The sequence below is a fragment of the Streptomyces rugosispiralis genome, assembly GCF_024505145.1.
In the GTDB taxonomy this organism is placed as follows: Bacteria; Actinomycetota; Actinomycetes; order Streptomycetales; family Streptomycetaceae; genus Streptomyces; species Streptomyces rugosispiralis.
The window spans coordinates 151,792-176,106 of record NZ_JANIAA010000017.1; the positions used below are offsets into that span (position 1 = coordinate 151,792).

Here is a 24,315-nt window from a genome sequence, read left to right on the forward strand (position 1 = left end):
CATGTCCTATGGGGAGCATTCCCGGGTACGACCTCATCGATACGGTCTGACAGGGAATCGAATCGACAACGACAGCGCCGGAGTCATCCACATCGACTGCGAGCCCTTTGCGGGAGGAAGCGGAATTCCACTGTCCGCAATGCGGCTGTCCGGAGCGGGAATTTCCGCGCCGGGGAAATCGGGGGATCCATTTCCATGATCACAACCGACAGTGTCAACGGGGTGGTGCGCCGGGGAAGGCTCGGCCGCACCGCCCGCTTCGCGGCCCGATGGCGGGGCAGGCGCGACGGCGCCCGCGGCGTCCCCCGCGTACCGATCCCGGCGCCGCCCGAGGAGGAGCGGGGCAAGACGCCACCGCCGCCCATCGAGCCACCGGCTCCCGAGCTGCTGATCACCCCGTATGTGATGGAGGTGCGCACCGGCGTCCGCCGGGCCACCGAGCAGATGCGCGCCGCCCTCATCGGGCGGGAGCACGCCCTGCTCAGCAGGTTGCGCGCGGAGTCGGTGCGCGTGGTCACCCAGTACGACGTCCGGGAGGACCCCCGGCCCGCGGCGCTCGCGCGGTACGGCCACTGGATGGGCCAGTGGCGCACCAGCGTGGACCGGTGCCGGTCGCATGCCCAGGCCGTCGTCGACCAGGCCAATCAGCGTCTGGCCTGCTACTGGGACGCGGTGCGCGAGACCCACCCCCAGCTCTCCCGGCTCCCCCGGCGTCCGCCCGGGGACTGGCTGCCCGGCCGGGTGGAGCTGGACGGGTCCTGGTACCGGCCCGACGTCTGGCTGCTGGCCGACGACGACAGCGCCCGGACGGCCACCTCACGGGCGCTGCACATACTCGAACGGCAGAACACCGACCGCGTCGACGGGAGGACCACGCGATGACCGCCCAGACCGTCCACAGCCCCGCTCCGGAGCGTCCGGCCGCCCGGCGACACCGGAACCGGCGGCACGCGCTCACCGCCGCGCTGGTGCTCGCCCTGGCGGCGGGCGGCACGGCCTGCGGCTCCGACGAGCCGTCACGCTACTCCCGGACGTGTGGCGTCGTGGTCGACGGCTCCGGCTCGGCGGCCGCCTCCCGGACCGGCTTCGACGCGGAGGCCAAGCTCAGGGCGACCCTCCAGACGTTCCTGGCGGACAAGAAGTGCCGCAAGACGTCCTTCGCCCCGATCACCAAGGTGTCCGAGGCGTCCAAGTGCCAGGTCAGCCCGCTGGATCTGGATCCGAACACCTCGAAGACGGCCGACCGCGAGCGGACCCGCACCACCATGCGCGCGGTGGCCCTCTCCAACGCCCTGAAGCTGCTGCGCTGCGCCCAGAAGGAGGAGCCCGGCTCCGATGTGCTCGGGGGGCTGTCGCGCATCGGGCTGTCCAAGCCGTCCGGCGACGACGCGGCGTTCGACGTCCTGGTGGTGAGCGACTTCGACCAGGGCGACACCGACTTCCGGCTGGGGCGGCAGAACCTGTCCACCGCCGCGAGCCGCCGGACCGTCATCGACGGCTTCCTGAAGTCGCACGGCAGGCCGGAGCTGTCCGGCGCCGACATCTACCCGGTGGGCTACGGCATGAAGTACGGCACCGGCACCTCCCGGTACGAGCAGTTCAACTCCTTCTGGACGGAGCTTCTGGAGGGGAGGGTGAAGGCACATGTCCACACCACCTATCGCCGGTGACGACGAGGCACCGCGGCGGCTGAGGCTGCGCCGCCGCAGGGCCGACGCCGACCGCGGGCGCCGCGGCGGGCGGACGGCCGCGCGGCGGTTCCCCGACGGGGCGCTGCCGCAGCCCGAGCCCGTCGCCTCGGATGTCATCCGGGCCGGTGACAGCGTCTGGCTGCTGGACCGGGCGCGCAAGCACGGCGCCTCGGCGGCCTCGCACAAGGTCTTCGACCCCTGGGTGCTGGCCGCCCCAGACCGGGTGCCCTACTTCGCCGAGCTGGCCAGTCTGCGCAACAAGGTCCGGCACCGGCTCGCCGAGGAGCAGGCGCGGGCCGAGGAGGACGGCGCGCTGGAGGCGAGCCGGGTCCGGGCGGCCGCCACCGCCGCCGGAGTGCGGCTGGAGCGCGCGGGCCGACGGCGGGCCGCCCTGGAGCAGCGGCAGACGGTGACCACCGACCAGTTGGACCGGCTGGCGCGGCGGGCCGACCGGTGGCAGACCTTCCGCGACACCGTACGAGGCGGTTTCGAGCGCCGGTGGCTGCGCGCCCGTATGCCCGCCGATGCCGACGACGCCACCGCTCCCGAACGGCCAAACGCCACGCGGAGCGAGGACGAGCCGCAGACCACCGGTGGCCACGCCCGCTGGCAGGCGGTGTCCGACCACGATCCGGTGGCGGAGGCGGACGCGGCCGAGCGGGCCCTGTCCACCAGGGCGGCATGGGAGGGGGCGGCGGCGCGCCCCGGTATGCCGCGCTGGATGAAGTTCGGGGTGCTGGTCATCCTGATCGTGGTCGAACTGCCCGTCTACTACTCGGTGTTCGAGAATCTGCACGGTGTCGGGCGGTTCGCCGATCTGCTCTCCTACAGCCTCATGGTGGCCGTGGCGGTGGCGATGGTCCTCGCCCCGCATATCGCGGGCTGGATCCTGCGGCGGCGCTCCGTCACCGGCGCGGTCCGGCTGTCGTCCGTGCCCGCCTTCGCCCTGCTGGGCATATGGGCTTACGGCGCCTGGGCGTTGGGGGATCTACGGGCCAAGGTGGCGTTCCGGCAGGAGCCTCCGCTGGAGCTGCCGCCCGATGTGGCCGCGGATGTCGAGGACAACGTGCGCAACCCGCCGAGCCTCCTCGATTCCCTGCACCTGGACCCGCACAGCGTGTCCTGGATGTTCATCGCCCTGCTGCTGCTCTCCGGTGGCATCGCCTTCCTGATCGGGCTGGGCGAGGAGCATCCGTATCTGGCGGCGTACCGGACCACGTCCGAGCGGCTGCGGGAGCTGGAGCGGGACATCGAGACGGATCTCGCCGGTTCCGAGCGTGCCAGGGAGGCCGAGGCCACCGTGGGCGCCCGCGTGAGCGCCCGCCGCGCGGCCCATGAGGAGCGGCTCTACGCGGTCGACGAGCTGTACGAAGCGGCGGCCCACGCCTACCTGGACGGCGTGGCCATGGAGTCCGGCGATCCGGCGGTCACGGAGGCCGCCATGCGGCTGTCCGGTCAGTGGCCGCTGCTGCCGCGCTGAGGGCGTGCGGCACACCGAAAGGACACACTCGGAACCGCGGGGGGTGGCGATGGAGCCGACGGCACCGTCGCAGTACATACTCATCACACAGTGTCTGCAGAACGACTTCTTCCTCAACCTGGACTGCCAGTTGTCCCTGCCGGACGGCGCGGTGTCCAAACTGCTGCTCGACAGCGAGAGCGGTGCGTCCCTCCGCACGGAGGGCCACCGCCGGGCGCTGTCCGCGGCGGAGCTGCGCCGTTCGCCACTTGCCCGCTTCCTCGACGCCACCGTGGGCTCCCGGACACGCGGACACGGGGACGGGGTCCTGCATCTGATCAACATCCGTGACTGGCATGTTCCGGGAGAGGCGTACGACCTGGAGCGCAGGCACTACGGAGCACACTGCGAGGCCGACACCTGGGGGGCGGCGTACGTCGACGGGCTCACGGACCTGCTGGCCCCGGATGTGCGTGCGCCCGCGGACGCCGAAGACGGCTGGGGCGGGAAACTCCGCGTCCACCATGTGCGGTCCAACACCCTCTTCGACTTCCAGCACAGCTCCGGCGGACGTCCCGAGCTCAGCGAACCGGCGCCGCTGACGACGTTGCTGGACGGTCTGCTGGGCGACGGACGGCGGGAGACCACGCATGTCGTGGTGATCGGTGTGCTCACCGACATCAAGGTCCAGCTATTGCTGACCGGTATCCGCTCCCGCTACGACGTGCGGCAGCTCGTGGTCTCGGACGCGCTCACCGCCAGCAGAACCCTGGAGCGCCATCTGACGGCGCTGGACTTCTGCCAGCGTGTGCTGCACACCGAGGTGATGACCGGTCTGGCGGAGCTGGCCCGTTTCCTGGGCTCGCGGCCGGACGACGACCGGCGGCTGTCCCGTGGCGGGGACGCGGAGTTCGTGGAGTACTCCTCGTACATCCAGGACAAGCAGGGCATCCTGTCCTACGAGGACGCCAGGATGCGGGACTATCGCATCCAGACCGCCGAACGCCTCCGGCGAGCGCAGCACACGGTGGGGTTCGCCAGCAAGTTCCTGCTGGGGCTGGGTACATGCCTGCTGGCCAGTGCGCTTCTGCTGTCACTCGTCGGCGTCTTCCTCCCGGACCGTATCGGGTGGCAGAGCCCCGCCGTGCTCGGGGCACTCGGCGCGGGGCAGATCGTCACGCTGTTCTTCGCCCGGCCGGTCCGGTCGGTGCAGGACGCGCTGGCCGAGGAGACCCGTTACCGGATGATTCTCGAGACCCGCAGTCTGAAGGTGGCCCTGGCCCGCTTCCACATCACCACGGCGGCCGCGCTCCGGCGGCATGACGATGTCGAGGGCCAAACCGATGCCCTGGCACGGCAGTTGGAGATCCTGGAGAGGATGGACACGGCCGATATCGAACAGCTGAAGCAACTGGGGGTTGACCCGCGCGCCGAACCACCCGGGGCGGGCCGCCCCCGCGGCAGGAACCACTCACGGGCTTCCTGACCAATTCGTCCGGTCCCGTCAGGCCTGGACCACCGGTGCCTGGAGTTCCGTGACCCACTCGTCGCGGTTCTCCGGGCACTCCAGGTTGATCTCCCGGGGGTAGCCGGCCGACCGGTAGCCGTTGCCGTCGATCCAATGGGCCAGGGCCTGGGCCGTGGGCACCACCGCGTCCATCGAGCCGCGGTGGACGATGGTCGCGGCCCGGTCGACGGGCGGCAGATCGAGGATCGTCAGGTCCGCACCGTCCCGGAGCGGGGCGGAGACCTGGACGGCGGCGTGGACGGTGACGGCGCCACCGCCTTCCGGGGCGTCCTCGTAGTACGCGACACCGGGGCCCGCCGGGGTGATGCCCGCCGTGTGGAGGCGCCGGAACAGCTCGGCGTAGAGGGGCGTGATGACCGGGCCGATGTCCTGGGGCTCGAAACCGGCGGCGGTCGCGGTCAGCTCCGCCACCCGCACCGCGGGGAGCGTCTTGATGACGACGTCGTTCGTGGGCATGTGTCCCTCGCTCTCGATCGACCGGAGCCTCGCCTCGACCTGCACCAGCCGTGCCGCCGCGGCGGCCGCCGCGGCCTCCAGCTCGGCCCGCCGCAGCCGCAGCATGCCGCGCAGCTCCTCGGTGCCGACCTTGTCGTCCACGATGTCCCGCACCTGCTGGAGGGTGAAGCCGAGCTCTTTCAGCGCGATGATCCGGTTCAGCCGGCTGAGCTGGGCGGCCGAGTAGGAGCGGTATCCGGTGGCGGGGTCGACATGGGCCGGGCGCAGCAGTCCGGTGGCGTCGTAGTGGCGCAGCATCCGGACCGAGACGCGGCCGTGCCGGGCGAAGTCTCCGATGGTGAACATGATGGCTCCGAGTTCAGCGCCTGACACGGTGTGAGGGTCAAGGGGCGGCCGGATCAGTCCGGCAGCCCCCTGGCCAGCAGAACGGCGCCGTGCAGTGACGACAGCCCGCCCAGTGTCGCAGGCCGGACCGGTGGCAGCGGATGCCCCAGCCGCTCCAGCGCCGCCGTGCGCTCGGCCACCATCGCGACAAGCTCCGGCATCGCCGCGCCGAACCCTCCGCCGATCAGCACCAGCGAGGGATGGACCAGCTCGCACACACCGGCCACGGCCGTGGCCAGGGCCCGGCCGCTCTCCCGCAGCGCCGCCACGGCCCACCGCTCGCCGTCCCGCACGGCCTCGCGCAGCGCGGTGAAGTCCACCTCCTCGCCCCGCCGCCGCGCCGCCCGGCGCAGGGTCGCCGGGCCCGATGCCGCCGCCTGGACGCAGCCGCGCCGGCCGCAGTCGCACAGCGGGCCGTCACGGTCCACGATCAGGTGGCCGACCTCGCAGGAGCCGCGGCCCACGCCGGGGACGGGCTGTCCGTTCAGCACGATGCCACCGCCGATGCCGGTGCCGACGCCGAGGTAGAGCAGATCGGGGCAGCCCGCCTCGTGTGCTTCGGCGAGGGCGGCCAGATCGCCGTCGTCGGCGCAGCGCACCTCGGCGTCGCCGAAGAGCGCGGACAGCGCGCCACGCAGCTCCACTCCGGCCCAGCCGGGGCGGCCGGGCCAGGCGGTGACCGTGCCGGTGGCGTCGAGGGTGGCGGGCAGCGCGACCCCGACGCCGGTGAGTCGCTCGGGGTCGCACAGTTCCCTGATGTGCCGCGCCAGCAGTTCCAGGTCGCGGGTGGCGCCGCCCGGCGTGATCGCGTCCGTACCGTCCGGCTCTGCCCAGCGGAAGGAGGATTCGCGGGTGCTCAGGTCGTCGTGTTCGAGGCGCAGCGCCACTTTGGTGCCGCCCACGTCGATTCCCAGATGACTGATGGTCGCCTCCCGGCTCGTCAGCCGTCGCGGTGTGGGGTGGCGGCGGGGCGGGCGCTCAGTCCGGCACCTTTTCGAGCAGGGCGCGTGCGGCGAGCCGATAGCCCACCGCGCCGAGCCCGAAGATGACGCCCGCGGCCAGCGGTCCGGTCACCGACTCATGGCGGAACTGCTCGCGGGCCCAGACATTCGACAGATGCACTTCTATCCAGGGCCGCGGATAGTTGGCCAGCGCGTCCCTGAGACCCCATCCGGCCATCATGAGGGCGGCCGGATTGATGATGGCGCCGACCGTATCGTAGTTCCCCTGAATGGTTTGGATGATCTCCGCTTCGCCGTCGAACTGGTAGGAATCCACTTTCCAGCCGCGCTCCGCGACCTCTTCTCCGACCCAGCGCTCGATGTCCTGCAACGTATCGGTGCCATAGATCTCGGGCTGACGCTTCCCGAGGATGCCGAGATTCGGTCCGTTCACCAACAACAGCCTGCTCACTGCGCACCTCACCATGTGGGGTCGGCTCAATTACAGCGGCTCATCACGGAAGTGCCATTTATAGCACGGCACCCCTGGCCTGGGCGTGGGAGTTTGACCGGCCGTGTTTTTAAGGGGGCTATAGGGGGGCGCTGAGGGGGAATGACGTTTCGCCCGTCGTCCGGTTAGCGTGCTAATGCGTCCGCCGCGGACCTGCCTCCATAACGCATTAAGGGAGTAGGGAAATCATGAGCAATGATGTGCGACTGGAATCCGAGCTGCCCGCATGGCCGCAGTACGGCGACGAGGAGCGCGAGGCGCTGATCCGGGCCCTGGAGCAGGGGCAATGGTGGCGCATCGGGGGCGGTGAGGTCGATGCCTTCGAGGCGGAGTTCGCCGCGGCCCACGGCGGCGAACACGCCCTGGCGGTCACCAACGGGACGCACGCGCTGGAGCTCGCCCTCGAGGTGCTCGGCGTCGGCGCCGGCACCGAGGTGATCGTTCCCGCGTTCACCTTCATCTCCTCCTCGCAGGCCGCTCAGCGACTGGGCGCGGTGGCCGTTCCGGTGGACGTGGACCCGGACACGTACTGCATCGATCCGTCGGCGGTCGAGGCGGCCATCGGCCCGAGGACCCGCGCGATCATGCCGGTGCACATGGCGGGTCAGATGTGCGACATGGACGCGCTGGACAAGCTGTCCGCCGACTCGGGGGTGCCGCTGATCCAGGACGCGGCCCACGCCCACGGGGCGCGCTGGCGCGGCAAGAGGGTCGGTGAACTGGGCTCGGTCGCGGCGTTCAGCTTCCAGAACGGCAAGCTGATGACCGCCGGTGAGGGCGGCGCGGTGCTCTTCCCCGACGCCGAGATGTACGAGAAGGGCTTCGTCCGGCACAGCTGTGGACGTCCGCGCACCGACCGCGGCTACTTCCACCGCACCTCGGGCTCCAACTTCCGGCTGAACGAGTTCTCCGCCTCGGTGCTGCGCGCCCAACTCGCCCGTCTGGAGGACCAGATCACCACGCGTGAGCAGCGCTGGCCGGTGCTGAACCGGCTGCTCGCCGAGATCCCCGGTGTCGTACCGCAGTCGCGCGACGACCGCGGCGACCGCAACCCGCACTACATGGCGATGTTCCGGGTGCCGGGCATCACCGAGGAGCGCCGCGCCAAGGTCGTCGACATGCTCGTCGAGCGCGGGGTGCCCGCGTTCGTCGCCTTCCGCGCGGTCTACCGTACGGCCGCCTTCTGGGAGGTCGCGGCGCCGGATCTGACGGTGGACGAGCTCGCCCGCCGCTGCCCGCACTCCGAGGCGCTCACCAGCGACTGCATCTGGCTGCACCACCGGGTGCTGCTGGGCAGCGAGGAGCAGATGCACGAAGTGGCCGCCGTCGTCGCCGATGTGCTCGCGGGCGCATGAGCGCGCCGCGTATCGGCGAGACGCCGATCCGGACCGCCGTGGTGGGGCTGGGGTGGGCGGCCCGCTCGATCTGGCTGCCCCGGCTGCTCCGCAACCCCGCCTTCACCGTGACCGCCGCGGTGGATCCCGACGAGCGCGGCCGTGCGGCCGTGGCGGAGGCCGAGGCGGAAGGCGCGGACCGGTTACCGCTGCTCGCGGCGGTCCATGACCTCGATCCCGCCGAGGTGGATCTGGCCGTGGTCGCGGTCCCCAACCATCTGCACTGCGCGGTCGCCAGTGAGCTGCTGGCCAAGGGCATTCCGGTGTTCCTGGAGAAGCCGGTGTGCCTGACCTCGGAGGAGGCGGAACGGCTGGCCGCCGCGGAGCGCTCCGGTGGCGCGGTGCTGCTGGCCGGCAGCGCGGCGCGCTACCGCGCCGATGTGCGCGGGCTGTACCGGATCGCCGCCCGGCTGGGCCGGATCCGCCATGTCGAACTCGCCTGGGTGCGGGCGCGCGGCGTACCCGACCGGGGCGGCTGGTTCACCCAGCGGTCGCTCGCGGGCGGCGGGGCGCTGGTCGACCTGGGCTGGCATCTGTTCGACATCGCGGTTCCGCTGCTGGGCACCGCCGCGTTCCGGCATGCCATCGGCACCGTGTCCTCCGACTTCATCACCCAGCGGTCCTCGGGGGCCGCGTGGCGTGGCGACGACGGTGGCCCGGCGCTCCCGGGCGCCACCGAGGGTGCCACCGATGTCGAGGACACCGCGCGCGGGTTCCTCATCACCGACGACGGCCGTTCGGTCGTGCTGCACGCGAGCTGGGCCTCGCACGAGGCACTGGACTCCACCCGGGTGACGATCGACGGCAGCGGCGGCAGCGCGACCCTGCGCTGCACCTTCGGATTCAGCCCGAACCGTCTCGAGCGGTCCACCCTGACCCGCACCGTCGACGGTACGACGCGCCCGGTGGCCGTGCCCACCGAACCGATCGGCACCGAGTACGACCGGCAACTCGACATGCTTCCCGCGCAGCTGCGCGATCCGGCGGGGCGGGGGCAGGTGATCGAGGAGGTCCGCCGGACCATCGGCGCCATCGAACGGGTCTACACCTCGGCCCGGATCCCCAGGCAGGTCCGGGAGTCGGCGCCGGTGTGAACCGTCGCCGACGGCCTGTCACCTCACCGCCTCCTCGGCTTCACCCTCGTCATTTCCTTCCACGGACCGCCTTCCGGTCCGCGCTCCACGGACCGCCTTCCCGGTCCGCGCTCCACGGACCGCATCCGAGACCCGGACCGGCGGTCCGCCGTACCGGCCGTGCCCGCACTACGGGAGTGCTCAATGACCAGCCATCCGATCAGTCACGACGGCCCGCTCTCCGGCGCGGGTATCGCCCCGGTCACCTCGGTGGTCTTCGACCTCGACGGTGTCCTCGTCAACAGCTTCGCGGTGATGCGCGAGGCATTCACCCTCGCCTACGCCGAGGTCGTCGGCGACGGTGAGCCGCCCTTCGAGGAGTACAACCGCCATCTGGGCCGCTACTTCCCCGACATCATGCGGATCATGGGTCTGCCACTGGAGATGGAGGGCCCGTTCGTCCGCGAGAGCTACCGGCTCGCCCACCTGGTGGAGATGTTCGACGGTGTGCCCGAGCTGCTGTCGGAGCTGCGCCATCGCGGGCTGCGGCTCGCCGTGGCCACCGGGAAGAGCGGCCCGCGGGCGCGCTCGCTGCTCAACACCCTGGGCATCGATGGGCAGTTCGAGGTGATCCTCGGCTCCGACGAGGTGGCCCGGCCCAAGCCCGCGCCGGATATCGTGCTGAAGGCGATGGACATCATGGGCGCGGACCCCGACCGGACCGTGATGGTCGGGGACGCGGTGACCGACCTGGCCAGCGCCCGGGGGGCCGGGATCACCGCCGTGGCCGCGATGTGGGGCGAGACCGACGAGAAGACCCTGCTCGCGGCCGAGCCCGATGTGATCCTGCACAAGCCGTCCGAACTGCTGTCGCTGACGGTTCCGTAGGTCCGGCCGTCCGACCGACCGGTGTCTCCGCCCGGGTCCATCGCCCAGACGAGGTCGAAGACCCCGCGCGTCTTGTAAGGCCCGCGTTCTGTCGGACTCGCGTTCCGTACGCCACCAGCCGGGCAGACGGTGACGTACGCGGGGCGCGGCGGGCAGCCGCTGATGGCCTGCTGCCCGCCGCGCCCCGCGTCATCGCCTGGGCTCAGCCCGCCAACCGCACCGGTTCCGCGGCCTTTTCCGCCGCGGCCAGCAGTGCGCTGATGTCCTCGCGGGCGCGGGCCACACGGGAACGTACGGTGCCGATGGGGCAGCCGGTGGCGGTGGCGGCGTCCGCGTACGGCAGGCCGAGCACCTTGGTGAGGAGGAACATCTCACGGCGCGCCGGGGCGAGCGCCGCCAGCAGATCCATCAGCGCCACCCCCTCGTCGAACCCGGGGAGCCCGACGGGCTGCGCCCGTTCGGCCACTTCCTGCCAGTCGTCGGCGTCCAGGGTGCGGGGGCGGGCGGCGGCCATGCGGTAGCGGTCGACGACCACCCGGCGGGCGATCGACAGCAGCCACGTCCGGGCCGATGAGCGGCCCGCGAAGCGCGACAGCCCGGTCAGCGCCCGCAGATACGTTTCCTGGGCGAGGTCCTCACAGCCGTGGGGGTCGGCGCTGAGATGGAGTACGAAGCGGCGCACATCGCGGTAGGTGGCGCGGATGAAGTGGTCGACCGCGTCGCGGTCGCCGTCACGGGCGGCCAGCGCCCATTCGGTGACCTGGTGGTCGTTCGCCGCGGTGGCGAGGCCGTACCCGTGCACGGCAGCGGACTGCACGGCGCTTCTTGGTGCGGCGGACAGCATGGGGGAAGGCATCGTCAAACGTCCTTCGGGAAGGCGGTGAACGGCACACCGGCAGGCGCCACCGGCCGCGCGAGGGCGCGGCGGGGCGGCGCGGAGGCCGGCGGTGCCGACGGATGGGGCCGACGCCGGGCGGGCGCCGGTACTCCGCCCGTCACCGGCGCTCACCCCGGATCGAGGTGGGACCTCGGATCGGGGCGGGACCCCGAACCAGGGCAGGGGAAGGACGGGCGGTTCAGCAGGCGGCGAACCGCGCCGGTGGCCCTCTGCGGAGGATGACGTGCCGTAGCAGAACTCCGCGCAACCGGCGGGCGACGGCCGGTGCGGACGGCCACGCGGGCAGCGGAGTGGCGCCCGCGCCCAGGACGCGCAGGGCGAGCACGAGCGGGACGAACAGCAGGGCCGCGAGCGCGCGGCCGAGCCGGAAGACGGCCCGCTCACCGCGCCACAGCCACAACCCGCAGATCAGCGCGGCGAGAAGGTGGGCCGTGGCCATGCCCGGCCCACCCGGACCCGCCCAGGGCCACGGCAGCTGGCCCATGGACGGCGTGGTGGCGGACATCGCGTCCGCGCCGTGGTGCATATGGCCCATGGCGCCGCCCATCGGGGCTCCGCCCATGTCCCGCATCCCCGGCATCCCGTCGCCCGTGGCGCTTCCCACCACGGGGGCGCCTGTCGCCTCCGCGAACCGGAACACCATGTGCAGGCCGAGCTGCGCGACCACCGTCGAACCGGTCACGACCAGCGCTCCGCGCTCGCGCCCTGCGACCCACCACGCGGCGGCCGTCGTCCCGGCGAACGCGGCGGCCACGGCCCACACCGGAAGGGTGTCGCCGGACATCAGCGTGTGTCCAAGCGCCGTCACCACGACGCACACCGCCGCGAACACGGCGGCTCGTGCGAGGCGGAAGGGTGGCCCGGCGGACATGGCAGCCATGGTGCCAGCCGTCGCTGGTGTGCGTGACGGTGGCTCAATCTTCATCACGCGGATGACAAGCGTGGCCCGTGAATCGCCCCCACCCGAACCATGTGAGCCAGGTCACAAAAACTGCCCGGAACTCATCCGCGGGTTCAACCGACGACTCAATCGGCGCGGCCAGCAATGCGTCCGCCTCCCGCCGTTGCCCCCGACCCAGGAGTCGTCCATGTCCGCTGAACCCCTCGCCCCGGCCACGGGCGACTCCCCGGACGATGCCACCGGCAAGGAGCCGCACTCCCCCGCCGGACCCACCGGACCCACCGGACCCACCGGACCCGGCGGGTCCGGGCCGGGTGACTCCGGGCGGCGCGGGGCCGGGTCCGGTGGGTCCGCATGGGCCGCCCTCCGGCCGCTGGTGCTGCGGCTGCACTTCTACGCAGGCGTACTGGTCGCGCCGTTCCTGCTGGTCGCGGCCGTGACCGGTCTGCTGTACGCCGGATCGTTCCAGGCCGAGAAGCTGGTCTACGCGCATGAGCTGCGCGTCCCGGTGGGCGACCGCGAACTGCCCATCTCCCAGCAGGTGGCGGCCGCGCGCAAGGCCCACCCGGAGGGCGAGATCAGCGCCGTACGCCCCTCCCCCGAGGAGGGCGCCACCACCCGGGTGCTGCTCTCCGGCGTCAAGGGCGTCAGCTCCGACCACACACTGGCGGTCTTCGTCGACCCGTACAGCGGGAAGGTGCGCGGCGCGCTGGAGCAGTACGGCTCCACCGGAGCCCTTCCGCTGCGCACCTGGATCGATGAATTCCACCGCGATCTGCACCTCGGGCAGACCGGCCGCCTCTACAGCGAACTCGCGGCCAGCTGGCTGTGGGTCATCGCGCTCGGCGGTGTGGTGCTCTGGTTCAGCCGCCGCCGTAAGCGGCGCACGCTGCGGGCCGTCGCTCTGCCCGACCGCGCCGCCACCGGCCGGAAGCGCACCATGTCCTTCCATGGCGCGGTCGGGCTGTGGGTGGCGTTGGGGCTGCTGTTCCTGTCCGCCACCGGTCTGACCTGGTCCACCTACGCGGGGGCCAATGTGGAGGACCTGCGCACCGCCATCGGCCAGACTACCCCGACCGTCTCGGCCACCGTCGGCGGCGGCGAACACGCCGGACACCATATGGGCTCCGGCTCCATGCCCGGGATGGACATGGGCGGTACGGGCGAGAAGGCCGGGCACACCGCCGATGTGGGTCTGGACACCGTCCTGAAGGCCGCCCGCGCCAAGGACCTGGACAACCCCGTCGAGATCGTCCCGCCCGCCGAGCCGGGCAGTGCCTATGTCGTCAGCCAGATCCAGCGCAGCTGGCCCGAGAAGCAGGACTCGGTGGCCATCGACCCGGCCACGGGTGAGGTGACCGACGTCCAGCGGTTCGCCGACTATCCGGTGCTCGCCAAGCTCAGCCGCTGGGGCATCGACCTCCACACCGGAAACCTCTTCGGGCTCGTCAACCAGATCGCCCTGGCCGCTCTCGCGCTCTCACTGATCCTCCTGATCGTCTGGGGCTACCGCATGTGGTGGCAGCGTGGCCGCGCCTCCGCGTTCGGCCGCCCGATCCCGCGCGGCGCGTGGCGACGGGTGCCGGTGTACGTCCTCCTCCCTCTGGCCGCGGCCATCGCCGTGATCGGCTACTACCTGCCCCTTCTCGGCATCCCGCTCGCCGCCTTCCTGGCCGTCGACATCGTCATGGGCGGGGTCGCGCATCGGCGCGGCACCACGTCCGCCGCCCAGGCGGCGGAGGCCCGACGGGGCTGAGCCCGCAGGTCCGAGCCACCGATTGCCATCTGTTTGCCATAGCGGCAATCCGGTTTGCCTCATCTCGGGGCGGGCTCGCAAGGTGGGCCATGGAGGTGGTCGAGGTGACCGATGAGCTGAAGAACGCCTACGACGTGGTGGTGATCGGCGGTGGCGCCGCGGGTCTGAGCGGGGCGCTGATGCTGGCCCGGGCGCGGCGCTCGGTGGTGGTGATCGACGCGGGCGCCCCGCGCAACGCCCCGGCCCCGGGGGTGCACGGACTGCTGGCCCGGGACGGGATCCCCCCGGCCGAGCTGGTGGAGCGGGGCCGGGCCGAGGTCCGCGGCTACGGCGGTCAGGTGGTGTCCGGCGAGGTGGCCACCGTGGCCCGGGAGGACACCGGGTTCCAGGTGACCCTGACCGACGGCCGGAGCGTCCGCGCGCTCCGGCTGCTGCTGGCCACCGGGCTGGTCGACGAGTTGCCGGACGTCCCCGGGCTGCGGTCGCGGTGGGGCCGGGATGTGGTGCACTGTCCGTACTGCCACGGCTGGGAGATCCGCGACCAGGCCATCGGCGTGCTGGGGAGCGGGCCGATGTCGGTGCACCAGACATCGCTCTTCCGGCAGTGGAGCGACGACGTCACCTTCTTCCCCCACACCTTGCCGGTGCCGACCGGCGAGGAGGCGGAGCAGCTGGCCGCCCGTGGCATCCGCGTAGTGGCCGGCGAGGTGGCGTCCCTGGAGATCGTCGAGGACCGTCTCGTCGGTGTGCGCATGCGCGATGGCACCGTGGTCAAGCGCGAGGCACTGGCCGTCGCGCCCCGGATGGTGGCGCGCACCGGCTTCCTGGCGGCGCTCGGGCTGCGGCCGGTGGAACATCCGAGTGGCGCCGGTGAACACATCCCGGCCGACGCGATCGGCCGCACCGATGTGCCCGGAGTGTGGGTCGCGGGCAATGTCACCGATCTGTCCGCCCAGGTGGGTGCCGCCGCGGCGGCGGGCGCGACCGCGGCCGCCCATATCAACGCGGATCTGATCGCCGAGGAGACCCGTCAGGCGGTCGCCGCGACCCGGGCCCGCGATGAGGTCGCGTTCTCCGCGGAGGTGGAATCGCGGGTCTGCGAAGCGGTGTTGGGCGACCGCCGCCACGGCCTGTGACGTACGGTGTGCGGCCCTGCGCGGACCCGGACCGGCTCCCGCCCCCCGCGGGCCGGGATCTCCGGCGGGCGATCCCGGCCCGGCGACGCGTCACGGAGCCACGACAGCCGATCGGACCGGGTCAGTAGACGGTGAGGCCGTAGGCGCTCAGCACCTCCTGGATCGGCTGGTAGTAGGTGGTGCCCCCGGAGGTGCAGTCCCCGGAGCCGCCCGAGAGAATGCCGATGATCTTGTCGCCCGCGTAGAGCGGACCACCGCTGTCGCCCGGCTCGGCGCAGATATTGGTCTGGATGAGGCCGTAGACGATGTCACCGCCGCCGTAGTTGATGGTCGCGTTGAGCGCGGTGACCACTCCGCACCGGACACCGGTCGTGGCACCCCGGCGGCAGACCTGCTGGCCGACGTGGGCGGTGGCGGTCCCGGTGATGTCGACGGTGCCCACGGTCCCGGGGTGCGGAACGGCCGTGTTGGTGTACTGGACGACGCCGTAGTCATTGCCCGGGAAGCTGGTGCCGGTCGTCGGGCCGACCGGGGTGTTCGTACCGGAGCCGGTGTACCAGGTGGCATTGCCGTCGGTGCAGTGGCCGGCGGTGACGAAGTAATACGTGGCGCCGCTCTGCACATTGACCCCCGCTGAGCAGCGCACGCCCGTGGCGGAGTAGATCCCGTCGCCACCGGAGAGGAGGGTCCGCAGCGGGCCGTCGAGCCGCTCGACGGTGACGGCGCCACCGAAGCGCTCGGCGGTGCGGTCGAGCCTGGCCAGGTCGGCGCCCCGGACCGTGGAGCCGACCAGGACACGCAGCGTTCCGGTGCGCTCGTCCGCGGTCCAGGCGGTGCCGGGGACATCCAGGGACTCCACGGCCGAGGCGGCACCGGACACGGCGGCACCGGATACGGCGGCACCGGACACGGACGGCGCGGCCGCGCTCGTGCCGACCGTCGCGAGGGCCGCCGTGACGAACAGACCGGACACCGCGGCGATCAACCGGAACCGACCACGTCTTCTGGTGCGGCGTGCTGTTCTCACCCGAACCTCCTTGAAAGGGGCGGTAGTTGGTCCAGCCGCCTCATTGTGCCCGTGGCCGGGCGGACGCGTAACCCACCTCCCCGCACCATCGCGGACCACCCTTGATCAGCACATTGATCGATCAAGCGATGTCGCGGACTCCCCGCCGACCACGACGACGGGAATGTTATAAATGCCGATATGAGCAGACATGCTCGTCCGGCCCGGAGGCGGCTGGGGTCCCTGCCGCATCTGCGCAGCGTCGCCGGGCAGGCGTTCATCCTGCAGCTTCTGCTGATCCTGGTTCTGGTGGCCGCCGCGGTGGCGGCCGTCGCCGCGGATGCCCGGGGCCACGGCACGGTCGACGCCCGTCGGCGAACGCTCGCGGTCGCCGAGACCTTCGCGCACGCTCCCGGTATCTCCCGGGCCATGAGCGGCGACAAACCGACATCGGCGCTGGAGTCGCATGCGGAGGCGGCGCGGAAGGGCTCCGGTGTCGACAGCGTCGTCGTGTTCGACACTCGTGGCATCCGCCTCACCCACCCCGAGACGCCCTTGATCGGCAAGCGGATCGTCGGACCCGCCGGACTGGTGCGGGACGAGCTGCACGGAAAGACGATCACGCAGTCCTTCCGGGCCAGCCAGGGCCCCTCCGTCGTCTCGGCGGTCCCCGTCACCGGGCCCGATGGCACCTTCCTCGGCGGAGTGTCGGTCGGGGTCAGGATCCGGAGCGTGCACAGCGCGGTGGACCGCCGGCTGCCGATGCTGCTCGGCAGCGGCGCCGGGGCGCTGGTCCTGGCCATGGGCGGGGCGACGCTGCTCAACAGGCGGGTGCGGCGGCAGACCCACGGCCTGGGCACCGAGCAGATGACGCGGATGTACGAACACCATGACGCGGTGTTGCACTCGGTCCGCGAAGGGGTGCTGGTCCTGACGGCGGACAAGCGGCTGCTGCTGGTCAACGACGAGGCCCGGGAGCTGCTCGGGCTGGCTCCGGACACGGAGGGGCGCCACGTCGGCGCGCTCGGCCTCGAACCCCACCTGACAGAGCTGCTGACGTCGGGACGGCGCGTCACGGACGAGGTGCACCCCCGCGGGGGGCGGCTACTGTCGGTCAACGTGCGGTCCACGGGCCGTGCGGGCGCCCCCGCCGGCAGCGTGGTGACGCTGCGGGACACCACCGCGCTGCGAGTCCTCTCCGACCGGGCGGTGCAGGCGAGCGAGCGGCTGAAGCTGCTGTCCGAAGCCGGTGTGCGGATCAGTTCCACCCTGGAGCTGACGGGTACCGCCGAGAAGCTGGTGGACGTGGCCGTCCCGCGGTTCGCCGACATCGCCGCCGTCGAATTGTTGGACCCCGTACTGCGCGGCGAGGAGCCCGAGCCGCCGTACGAGCCCCTGTCGCCGCACCGGACCGCCGTCGGCGGGGCACCCGCGGAAGCCCCCCTCTTCCGCGTGGGCGAGCGGGTCGTCTACGCCCCCTCCACACCGCAGAGCCGGGCCGTGCGGACCGGATCCACCGTCCTCCTCCAGGCCGATCCGACCGGCCTGCAAGCGGATCCAACCGGCCTCCGAACGGATCCGACCGACCTCCAGGCGGATCCAACCGCCCCCCGAGCCGATCCACCCCGCCTCGCCGAGTGGCCGACCGGAGAGGCCCGGCGCCTGCTCGACCACGGGATCCGCTCGCTGATCACCGTCCCGCTGCGGTTCCGCGGTGTCACCCTCGGCCTCGCCACCTTCTGGCGGACCCGGCACCGTGCGCCGTTCGACGAAACGGATCTGGCGATCGCCGAGGAGCTGGCCGTGCGCACCGCCGTGTGTGTCGACAACGCCCGCCGCTACGCCCGCGAACACGCCATGGTCACCGCCCTCCAGCGCACCCTCCTTCCCAGCGGTCTGCCCGATCAGGACGCCGCGCGGGTGGCGGCCCGCTATCTGCCCGCGCCGGGCGGGACGGCCGGAAGCTGGTTCGATGTGATCCCTCTCCCCGGCGCCCGGGTCGCGCTGGTGGTCGGGAAGGTGGCCGGACAGGGCCTGCACGCCGCGGCCACGATGGGTCGGCTGCGCACCGCGGTGCAGAACTTCTCGGCCCGGGACGTGCCCCCGGATGAGCTCCTCTCCCACCTGGACGAGCTGGTCGCCCATCTCGACCAGGAGCACCACGCCGAGCCGCACGGCACCCGCATCACGGGCGCCGGCTGCCTGTACGCGATCCACGACTCGGTGTCGGGCGACTGCACCGTGGCCCGGGCCGGCGATCCGGGCCTCGCCCTGGCCCTCCCCGACGGCACCGTGGACATCCCCGCGGTGCCGGTCTCCCCGCCCCTGGGCCTGGGCGGCGAGCCCTTCGAGACGGTCGGCTTCTCGCTGCCCGCCGCAAGCCGCCTGGTGCTGTACACCAACGGTCTCCTCGAAGGACACGGCCGAACCACCGGCGCCGGCCTGGACCTGCTGCGCCGCGCCCTCGCGGCCGAGCCGGACCTCGACCCGGCCGAGACCTGCCGGAGCCTGCTCCAGACCGTCCTGCCACCCCGCCCGAGCGACGATGTCGCCCTGCTGGTGGCCCGCACCCGCCTGCTCGGCCCGGAGAACGTGGCCGAGTGGGACGTGCCGTTCGACCTGGCGGCGGTCGCCCCGCTGCGCGCCGACTGCGCCCGCCGGCTCCGGGCGTGGGGCCTGGAGGACACCGTGTGCACCGCCAAGCTGCTCATCAGCGAACTGATCACCAACGCCCTGCGGTACGGCGCCCCTCCCGTACGCATACGACTGCTGCGCGGCCGCGACCTGATCTGCGAGGTATCCGACGGCAGCAGCACCGCACCCCATATGCGCCGCGCCGCGACCACCGACGAGGGCGGGCGCGGACTGTTCCTCGTCGCCCAGTTCGCCCAGCGCTGGGGCACCCGCTACACCCCGTACGGCAAGGTCGTCTGGGCCGAGACACCCCTGGACGGCCGCTGAGCGCGGCAGCCCACGCCCTGCCCGGCCCTGGACCAGCCCGAGGCCCGCACAGGCATGCGCCGCACCTGGGCCGAACGCGGCGCGGGGCGCACCGGGCCACGTTGCGTGCTGTTCCAGGGGTGGGTTTCATGGAATGAGAGACATCCGTACGGCGAGTATCAGCTGGGAACGGACCTCATGACCAAGGTCGTCCGAAGCCCTGAAGGAAAGATACGTCCGCCCAACGCTCCTTGGTACACGCTGTATCCCCGACGGGCGTTCTCCCGCATCGGCGGTGGCGTGGGCAGACGCTGGCGAACCTTCAGGACCAACCGGGAGGCGAGCCGCAGCATCCTCCCGAACCGGAGTTGGCGCGGATGGCGGCCCACCTTCGGCCGTCTCGTGCGCGCCTACGCCTATGCCGGGACGGCCCTCCTCGCCCTGTGGCTGGCAGCGGCCATCTACGACTCGGTCAGCGCGGAGCGAACCTGGATCCACACCATGCAGCGGACCACGTGGTTCGCCACCGCCACCCGCGTCGTCGGACCGCTCCTCGCGGGTTCCTTCGTCCTGACGCTCTTCCTGATCTACTGGTACCACAAGACCAAGAAACCGCTGGTCGACAAGGCGAGATCGGCACCGCACGATCTGGTCCCCACCGCGGGAACGCTCATCGACCGGATCGTCGGGCGCCGGGAGCTCTCCCAGGTCATCGCCCAGACCCTGCGCAACCGCAGGACGCGGCGGCCCTATCTGCTGGTCGGCGGGGTGGGGGTGGGCAAGACCGCGGTGCTGGTCGAGCTCACGCACATGCTGGCCCAGCAGGCCGCCGTGCCCGTGCCCATACGCCTTCGTGACATGGACGCCGACGGGGATCTGGACTTCGAGAAAATGGCCCGGCGCCGGCTGGCGGAGGAGGCGGATCAAGGGGTGCTGGCCAGCGGCCAGTTCGACAAGACCTGGCGGCAATTGCGGCTCGACGACAAGGCCGTCGTCATCGCCGACGGGCTGGAGGAGGCGCTTCTCGACAGGGAGTACCGGGACGACCGCGACAACATCATCCGCCGGGCCATCGACCGGGCGGCCCGGCAGAAGCTGCCGCTGGTCATCGCCTCCCGCCCGCATCCGCCCCTGGAGGGCACCCGGGCCGTGATCGCCGACCTGGAGCCGCTGAGCGAGGAGGCGGCGCTGGAGTACCTGGTGAGGGACTTCTCCGAGGTCGATGAGCGCCGTCTGGACTGGATCGTGGAGACGGCCAATGTCTCGGACTCGCCGAGCTATCTGCAGATCGCCCGGCTCCTCCAGGAACGCGGTCTGCTGGAACACATGACCCTGCGCGAGGAACCGGACCGGCTGGACACCCGTAGCCATGACTGCGCCACCCTCCGGCTGTGGCTCCTGGACACCTACCGGAAGGCGATCGAGGACGGGCTTCTCTTCGACGAACTGGTGATGGGCCGTCAGGAGCGCTGGCAGACCATACGGGTGATCTCCGCCCTCGCCTGCCTGGGGCTTGTCCGGGACCGCCTTGAGGTGACGTTCGACGAGTTGGTCGAGACGGGCACGGATGACGAGGACGGCCAGGAGCCCAGGGATGGGTGTCTGCCGGTCTCCGAGAGGCAGCGCGCCGCCATCTGGAAGGCTCTGGCGGACGAGTTCGACGACACGGCACACTGGCTGAAACCCGCGGAGCATCCGAACGCCTGCAGGACCGAGTTTTCTCGCTTCGCGAATAATGGACAGCTGCTCGGGCTGGTGATGGCCCATGAGAACAAGGTGCGTTTCCCGCACAGCATCATCCAGGCATATCTGGGATATCGCCTGCTGTATCGCATGGACGACGATCAGATACATCAGGTCGTCGAGCCCGCCCTGCACAGCCCAGGGCCTGCCCGCGAATTGCTGATCGCACTGGTGCTGCTTTCTCGTCATCGGGCGGCGACGGGCCGCGCCCAGCCGACTGCCGCGCCGCGTCCCGCCCGCGGCCATGCCCTCGCCCGTAAGAAGAGACGCGAAAGGCTATCCGGCATTCTCCGCAAGGCCGCCCATGGTCGGCAGGATCCCAAGTACTTCGATCTCTACGCCGCGGCCCTGGACATCGACAGCGTGGATCCCGAATCCGAGCAGACCGAGATCGCCGATGAACTCCTTGCCGCCTGGCCCGGACTGGCCATCAGAGGTGACCAGCGAACCGTCGAGGAGGCGAAGCTCAAGCTGGTGCGCCACTTCGGAGCGGCCCTCCGCGAAGTGGACCACCGCAGGTCGGACCGGCGCTCCACACACCGGCCCGGGGCGCCACCACCTTTGCCGTACAGCCAGTTCTTCGACATCGGAACCCACGAGCCCTCCCATCCGGTGCGGATCGCCATCACACAGGAAATCAGCTCGGGCGGCGACACGGCCTTCAGCGCGCTGCGGAAACACTTCCCCTTGGGGACCGATCCCGTACTGCAGTACCTGCGGAAGACACGCCAGGCCAAACGGAAATTGAATGACGCATACACAAAGTGGCTGGAAAGAGGAGATCGCGAACCCATCGACCCCGGCGAAGCGAGACGGCGAGAACAGGAGCACGCCCGATTCGTGGCGGACTACGAGAATGACAGGGCCGGCTGGTGGCGGCACTTCGCTCTGAGAGCCTGGCTCCTTCCCATGATGGTCGGCTCCGTCTCCGAGAAGTACCGCGACGAGGCGAAGGAGCGGCTGGAAATCTGGTTGCAGCACCTCGCGCCCACCACCCGCCTCCGCAGCCCCGTGATGCCTCATGCTCCGCACACAGAGCCGGACCTGCCCCTTTCGCTGGAGAACGCTCTTGCCCGGGGCTTCAAGAACGCCGCCAACCGCAGACGACGCCACCCCGACGTCTGTGACGAGACGCTCGCCTATCTCGTCAAGCAGGCCGAGAAGATGTTGACGTGCAGCCGCTGCTGGTATGCGCAACTCACCCTGTTGCACGCTTTGTGCCTGTGGTCGCTTCCCGACGCCATCGGACGCCCAGCCGGGCCGGACACGACGGAGCGGCACCGGCGGGGCCGGGCGCGGACGGCGTCCGCGGATCAGGTCCCGAACGGCGACACGGTCCCACCGAACCAAGGGGCCGACCCCGTGCGATCGGTGGCCCGTTGGCTTTCCACGGCGGGCACCGCATACGACACGCCCACTCCCACCAGCGCCCATCCCGAACACCACGCCGACAGACTTCTGCACCCATTCGTCGCCGAGGCCGGTGACCTGGTGACCCTGGCCCTCGAGACCGGACATCCCGAGCGCTTCCTGTGGATCGATGAGAACCGGGCCATCTACAACGTCGGCTCCAGCCCGGCCGACCCCGAGCGCTACCGCAAGCACAATCTGTGGATCGCCCCGTCGGTGGGCTGGAGCACCTTGCACCCGCGGGCCCAGCGCCTGGTCGCCGACATCCTCGTCATGCTCAATCTCACGGAGCGCAACGGTAACCCCGACGAGATCGAAGAGCGGCTGAGGAGGGCCACCAAGGACACCCTTCCGCCCTGTCTCACGCATGATCGCAGCCCGCTCCACCCCGAGCACAGCATCGGCCGGGCGGACGGCAACGAGCCCGGGGCCACCTGCCTGCCCACGTGCCACTTCCGCCTGTGCCCCTATCCTCCCAAGGGCGGCAGGACCCAGACGGAGATGGAGGAGCCCTTCTGCCGGCAGCAGCAGGCGCTCCTGCACAGCCGCTTCCGCTGGCGGCCCCCTGCCGTCAGCCGCCACACGGCTCCGTGGGTGAGCATCCCCGTCAGGGAGCTGCACGGCTTCTGGGAGAAGATGGCCAACCGCAACCGCAAGTCCACGGGTCAGGAACCCCGCGTCTTCTGATCCCCAGGGGGGAGATTCACCGGCTGGCGGGGCCGGCCCGCCACGTCACCCGGCGGGCGGGAGCACCGGAATTGGTCCCCGAAACGCCATGTCCGAATCCCGCCAGCTTTCCGTGTCCGAAAGACGCATGCTGGGAGCAGCGCAAGACAGAACGGCGAGAAGAAGAGAGAGACCACAGCCATGACGGTCCACACGACGATCGACAGCCCGCTCGGCGAGCTGCTGCTGGTGGGCGAGCGGTCCGCCACCGCGACGGGAGGTACCGCGCTCGTTTCCCTGTCCGTGCCCGGGCAGAAGGGCGGAGCCGTCGTCCAGGACGGCTGGAGCGAGGACGCCGAGGCGTTCACCGAGATCGTCTCCCAGCTGCGCTCCTACTTCGACGGCGAGCTCACCCGCTTCGACATCGAGTGCGTCGAGGGCGGTACGGAGTTCCAGCGCAGGGTCTGGCAGGCGCTGGAGGCCATTCCGTACGGCACCACCGTCAGCTACGGCGACATCGCCCGGCAGATCGGCGCCCCGCGTACGGCGGTCCGCTCCGTCGGCACCGCGATCGGCCGCAATCCGCTGCTGGTCGTCCGGCCCTGCCACCGTGTCATCGGCGCCACCGGCGCACTGACCGGCTATGCGGGCGGGCTGGAGCGCAAGGAGCGGCTCCTCGTCCACGAAGGCGCCCTCCGGACGACCTGAGCCACGGGCCTCGTAGCCACCGCGGGCCCCCACCGCACCCTTCCCGGATCCCGGAGAACCCGGAGCACACCGATGAGCACCACGACCGACACCGCACGTCTCCACCAGCGCGTGGCCGCGGCCGACTGGACACAACTGGCCGAGGGGCTGGACACCTACGGGTGCGCGCTCACGCCACGGCTGCTGACCCCCGCGGAGTGCACCCGCATCGCCGGGCTCTATGAGCGGGACGGGCAGTTCCGGAACACCATCGACATGGCCCGCCATCGCTTCGGCTCAGGTCAGTACCGCTACTTCACCCATGACCTGCCCGAACCGGTCGCCGAGCTGCGCGCCGCGCTCTATCCGCGGCTGCTGCCCATCGCCCGTGACTGGGCGGAGCGGCTCGGCCGCCCGGCGCCGTGGCCGGACAGCCTCGAGAAGTGGCTGGCCATGTGCCATGAGGCCGGGCAGGACCGCTCCGCGCAGATCCTGCTGCGATACGGTCCGGGCGACTGGAACGCCCTGCACCGCGATGTGTTCGGCGACATGCTCTTTCCGCTCCAGGTGGTGATCGGGCTGGACGCGTACGGCACGGACTACACGGGCGGGGAGTTCCTGCTGGTCGAGCAGCGGCCCCGGGCCCAGTCCCGGGGCACCACGACCGTCCTCCAGCAGGGGCGCGGCCTGATCTTCACCACTCGTGACCGTCCCGTGGCCACCAAGCGCGGCTGGTCGGCCGGGGTCATGCGGCACGGGGTCAGCGCGGTGCGCTCCGGGCGGCGCCACGCGCTGGGGCTGGTCTTCCACGACGCCACCTGATGTCGCCCGCCAGTCCCCGTCCGCG

The 24,315-nt window shown here is 71.4% G+C and carries 19 protein-coding genes; 13 read left to right on the top strand and 6 right to left on the bottom strand.

Going from position 1 to position 24,315, the window contains the following annotated elements:
- Positions 1-195 precede the first annotated feature (195 nt).
- Genes NP777_RS24605 through NP777_RS24620 form a run of 4 tightly spaced genes read left to right on the top strand, consistent with a single transcriptional unit; the run spans position 196 to position 4,636 of the window.
- Entirely contained in the window at positions 196-882 is a 687-nt protein-coding gene (locus NP777_RS24605) for a hypothetical protein (protein ID WP_256652351.1), read from the top strand.
- Positions 879-1,670, top strand: a complete 792-nt coding sequence (locus NP777_RS24610; RefSeq protein WP_256652352.1) for a hypothetical protein — start codon at positions 879-881, stop codon at positions 1,668-1,670. The genes NP777_RS24605 and NP777_RS24610 overlap by 4 nt, the downstream gene beginning before the upstream one ends.
- Positions 1,645-3,171: a hypothetical protein gene (locus tag NP777_RS24615; protein ID WP_256652353.1), complete on the top strand. Its 1,527-nt coding sequence runs from the start codon at positions 1,645-1,647 to the stop codon at positions 3,169-3,171. The genes NP777_RS24610 and NP777_RS24615 overlap by 26 nt, the downstream gene beginning before the upstream one ends.
- A gap of 49 nt (positions 3,172-3,220) precedes the next feature.
- Positions 3,221-4,636: a hypothetical protein gene (locus tag NP777_RS24620; protein ID WP_256652354.1), complete on the top strand. Its 1,416-nt coding sequence runs from the start codon at positions 3,221-3,223 to the stop codon at positions 4,634-4,636.
- Positions 4,637-4,654: 18 nt separating this feature from the next.
- Here the strand turns inward: NP777_RS24620 and NP777_RS24625 are convergent, their stop codons facing one another.
- From NP777_RS24625 to NP777_RS24635, 3 genes are all read right to left on the bottom strand, one after another.
- Positions 4,655-5,479 carry a MerR family transcriptional regulator gene (locus NP777_RS24625; protein WP_256652355.1) on the bottom strand — a complete coding sequence of 275 codons (825 nt, stop codon included), beginning with the start codon at positions 5,477-5,479 and terminating at the stop codon, positions 4,655-4,657.
- A gap of 53 nt (positions 5,480-5,532) precedes the next feature.
- Positions 5,533-6,420, bottom strand: coding sequence for an ROK family protein (locus tag NP777_RS24630; RefSeq protein ID WP_256652356.1), 888 nt, complete (start codon positions 6,418-6,420; stop codon positions 5,533-5,535).
- Between the two features lie 76 nt (positions 6,421-6,496).
- Entirely contained in the window at positions 6,497-6,931 is a 435-nt protein-coding gene (locus NP777_RS24635; protein ID WP_037956014.1) for a type II 3-dehydroquinate dehydratase, read from the bottom strand.
- Positions 6,932-7,158: 227 nt separating this feature from the next.
- Between NP777_RS24635 and NP777_RS24640 the strand changes: the two genes are divergently transcribed.
- The 3 genes from NP777_RS24640 (at position 7,159) to NP777_RS24650 (ending at position 10,325) form a co-directional block, all read left to right on the top strand.
- Positions 7,159-8,325 (top strand): DegT/DnrJ/EryC1/StrS family aminotransferase, encoded by a 1,167-nt coding sequence (locus NP777_RS24640; protein WP_256652357.1) that lies wholly within the window; start codon positions 7,159-7,161, stop codon positions 8,323-8,325.
- The gene (locus NP777_RS24645; RefSeq protein ID WP_256652358.1) at positions 8,322-9,458 is read left to right on the top strand and encodes a Gfo/Idh/MocA family protein; all 1,137 of its coding nucleotides are present in this window, start codon (positions 8,322-8,324) and stop codon (positions 9,456-9,458) included. The genes NP777_RS24640 and NP777_RS24645 overlap by 4 nt, the downstream gene beginning before the upstream one ends.
- Before the next feature lie 183 nt (positions 9,459-9,641).
- Positions 9,642-10,325, top strand: coding sequence for an HAD-IA family hydrolase (locus tag NP777_RS24650; protein WP_256652359.1), 684 nt, complete (start codon positions 9,642-9,644; stop codon positions 10,323-10,325).
- Between the two features lie 202 nt (positions 10,326-10,527).
- Here NP777_RS24650 and NP777_RS24655 read toward each other — a convergent pair whose 3' ends face one another.
- On the bottom strand, positions 10,528-11,181 hold the full coding sequence (locus NP777_RS24655) for a sigma-70 family RNA polymerase sigma factor (RefSeq protein ID WP_256652360.1): 654 nt from the start codon (positions 11,179-11,181) through the stop codon (positions 10,528-10,530).
- 220 nt (positions 11,182-11,401) lie between these two features.
- Positions 11,402-12,094 carry a hypothetical protein gene (locus NP777_RS24660; RefSeq protein ID WP_256652361.1) on the bottom strand — a complete coding sequence of 231 codons (693 nt, stop codon included), beginning with the start codon at positions 12,092-12,094 and terminating at the stop codon, positions 11,402-11,404.
- A 217-nt stretch (positions 12,095-12,311) separates the two neighbouring features.
- Here NP777_RS24660 and NP777_RS24665 point away from each other — a divergent pair, with 217 nt between their 5' ends.
- The gene (locus tag NP777_RS24665; protein ID WP_256652362.1) at positions 12,312-13,880 is read left to right on the top strand and encodes a PepSY-associated TM helix domain-containing protein; all 1,569 of its coding nucleotides are present in this window, start codon (positions 12,312-12,314) and stop codon (positions 13,878-13,880) included.
- 89 nt (positions 13,881-13,969) lie between these two features.
- Positions 13,970-15,016 (top strand): NAD(P)/FAD-dependent oxidoreductase, encoded by a 1,047-nt coding sequence (locus tag NP777_RS24670; RefSeq protein ID WP_256652363.1) that lies wholly within the window; start codon positions 13,970-13,972, stop codon positions 15,014-15,016.
- A 121-nt stretch (positions 15,017-15,137) separates the two neighbouring features.
- Here the strand turns inward: NP777_RS24670 and NP777_RS24675 are convergent, their stop codons facing one another.
- Complete coding sequence (locus tag NP777_RS24675; RefSeq protein WP_256652364.1) at positions 15,138-16,043, bottom strand: S1 family peptidase; 906 nt, start codon at positions 16,041-16,043, stop codon at positions 15,138-15,140.
- 180 nt (positions 16,044-16,223) lie between these two features.
- Here NP777_RS24675 and NP777_RS24680 point away from each other — a divergent pair, with 180 nt between their 5' ends.
- From NP777_RS24680 to NP777_RS24695, 4 genes are all read left to right on the top strand, one after another.
- Positions 16,224-18,983 carry a SpoIIE family protein phosphatase gene (locus tag NP777_RS24680; protein ID WP_256652365.1) on the top strand — a complete coding sequence of 920 codons (2,760 nt, stop codon included), beginning with the start codon at positions 16,224-16,226 and terminating at the stop codon, positions 18,981-18,983.
- A gap of 381 nt (positions 18,984-19,364) precedes the next feature.
- A complete protein-coding gene (locus NP777_RS24685; RefSeq protein ID WP_256652366.1) occupies positions 19,365-22,802 on the top strand; it encodes an ATP-binding protein in 3,438 nt (1,145 codons plus the stop codon).
- Positions 22,803-22,982: 180 nt separating this feature from the next.
- A complete protein-coding gene (locus NP777_RS24690; RefSeq protein WP_256652367.1) occupies positions 22,983-23,489 on the top strand; it encodes a methylated-DNA--[protein]-cysteine S-methyltransferase in 507 nt (168 codons plus the stop codon).
- 72 nt (positions 23,490-23,561) lie between these two features.
- Complete coding sequence (locus NP777_RS24695) at positions 23,562-24,290, top strand: 2OG-Fe(II) oxygenase (protein ID WP_256652368.1); 729 nt, start codon at positions 23,562-23,564, stop codon at positions 24,288-24,290.
- Positions 24,291-24,315: the final 25 nt, after the last annotated feature.

What these genes read in the sequence shown, in the direction of transcription:
- NP777_RS24610 (WP_256652352.1), top strand. Translation starts at nt 879, where the DNA reads ATGACCGCCCAGACCGTCCACAGCCCCGCTCCGGAGCGTCCGGCCGCC.
- NP777_RS24645 (WP_256652358.1), top strand. Translation starts at nt 8,322, where the DNA reads ATGAGCGCGCCGCGTATCGGCGAGACGCCGATCCGGACCGCCGTGGTG.
- NP777_RS24680 (WP_256652365.1), top strand. Translation starts at nt 16,224, where the DNA reads ATGAGCAGACATGCTCGTCCGGCCCGGAGGCGGCTGGGGTCCCTGCCG.
- NP777_RS24640 (WP_256652357.1), top strand. Translation starts at nt 7,159, where the DNA reads ATGAGCAATGATGTGCGACTGGAATCCGAGCTGCCCGCATGGCCGCAG.
- NP777_RS24625 (WP_256652355.1), bottom strand. Translation starts at nt 5,479, where the DNA reads ATGTTCACCATCGGAGACTTCGCCCGGCACGGCCGCGTCTCGGTCCGG.
- NP777_RS24605 (WP_256652351.1), top strand. Translation starts at nt 196, where the DNA reads ATGATCACAACCGACAGTGTCAACGGGGTGGTGCGCCGGGGAAGGCTC.
- NP777_RS24665 (WP_256652362.1), top strand. Translation starts at nt 12,312, where the DNA reads ATGTCCGCTGAACCCCTCGCCCCGGCCACGGGCGACTCCCCGGACGAT.
- NP777_RS24690 (WP_256652367.1), top strand. Translation starts at nt 22,983, where the DNA reads ATGACGGTCCACACGACGATCGACAGCCCGCTCGGCGAGCTGCTGCTG.
- NP777_RS24620 (WP_256652354.1), top strand. Translation starts at nt 3,221, where the DNA reads ATGGAGCCGACGGCACCGTCGCAGTACATACTCATCACACAGTGTCTG.
- NP777_RS24660 (WP_256652361.1), bottom strand. Translation starts at nt 12,094, where the DNA reads ATGTCCGCCGGGCCACCCTTCCGCCTCGCACGAGCCGCCGTGTTCGCG.
- NP777_RS24655 (WP_256652360.1), bottom strand. Translation starts at nt 11,181, where the DNA reads ATGCCTTCCCCCATGCTGTCCGCCGCACCAAGAAGCGCCGTGCAGTCC.
- NP777_RS24650 (WP_256652359.1), top strand. Translation starts at nt 9,642, where the DNA reads ATGACCAGCCATCCGATCAGTCACGACGGCCCGCTCTCCGGCGCGGGT.
- NP777_RS24670 (WP_256652363.1), top strand. Translation starts at nt 13,970, where the DNA reads ATGGAGGTGGTCGAGGTGACCGATGAGCTGAAGAACGCCTACGACGTG.
- NP777_RS24695 (WP_256652368.1), top strand. Translation starts at nt 23,562, where the DNA reads ATGAGCACCACGACCGACACCGCACGTCTCCACCAGCGCGTGGCCGCG.
- NP777_RS24615 (WP_256652353.1), top strand. Translation starts at nt 1,645, where the DNA reads ATGTCCACACCACCTATCGCCGGTGACGACGAGGCACCGCGGCGGCTG.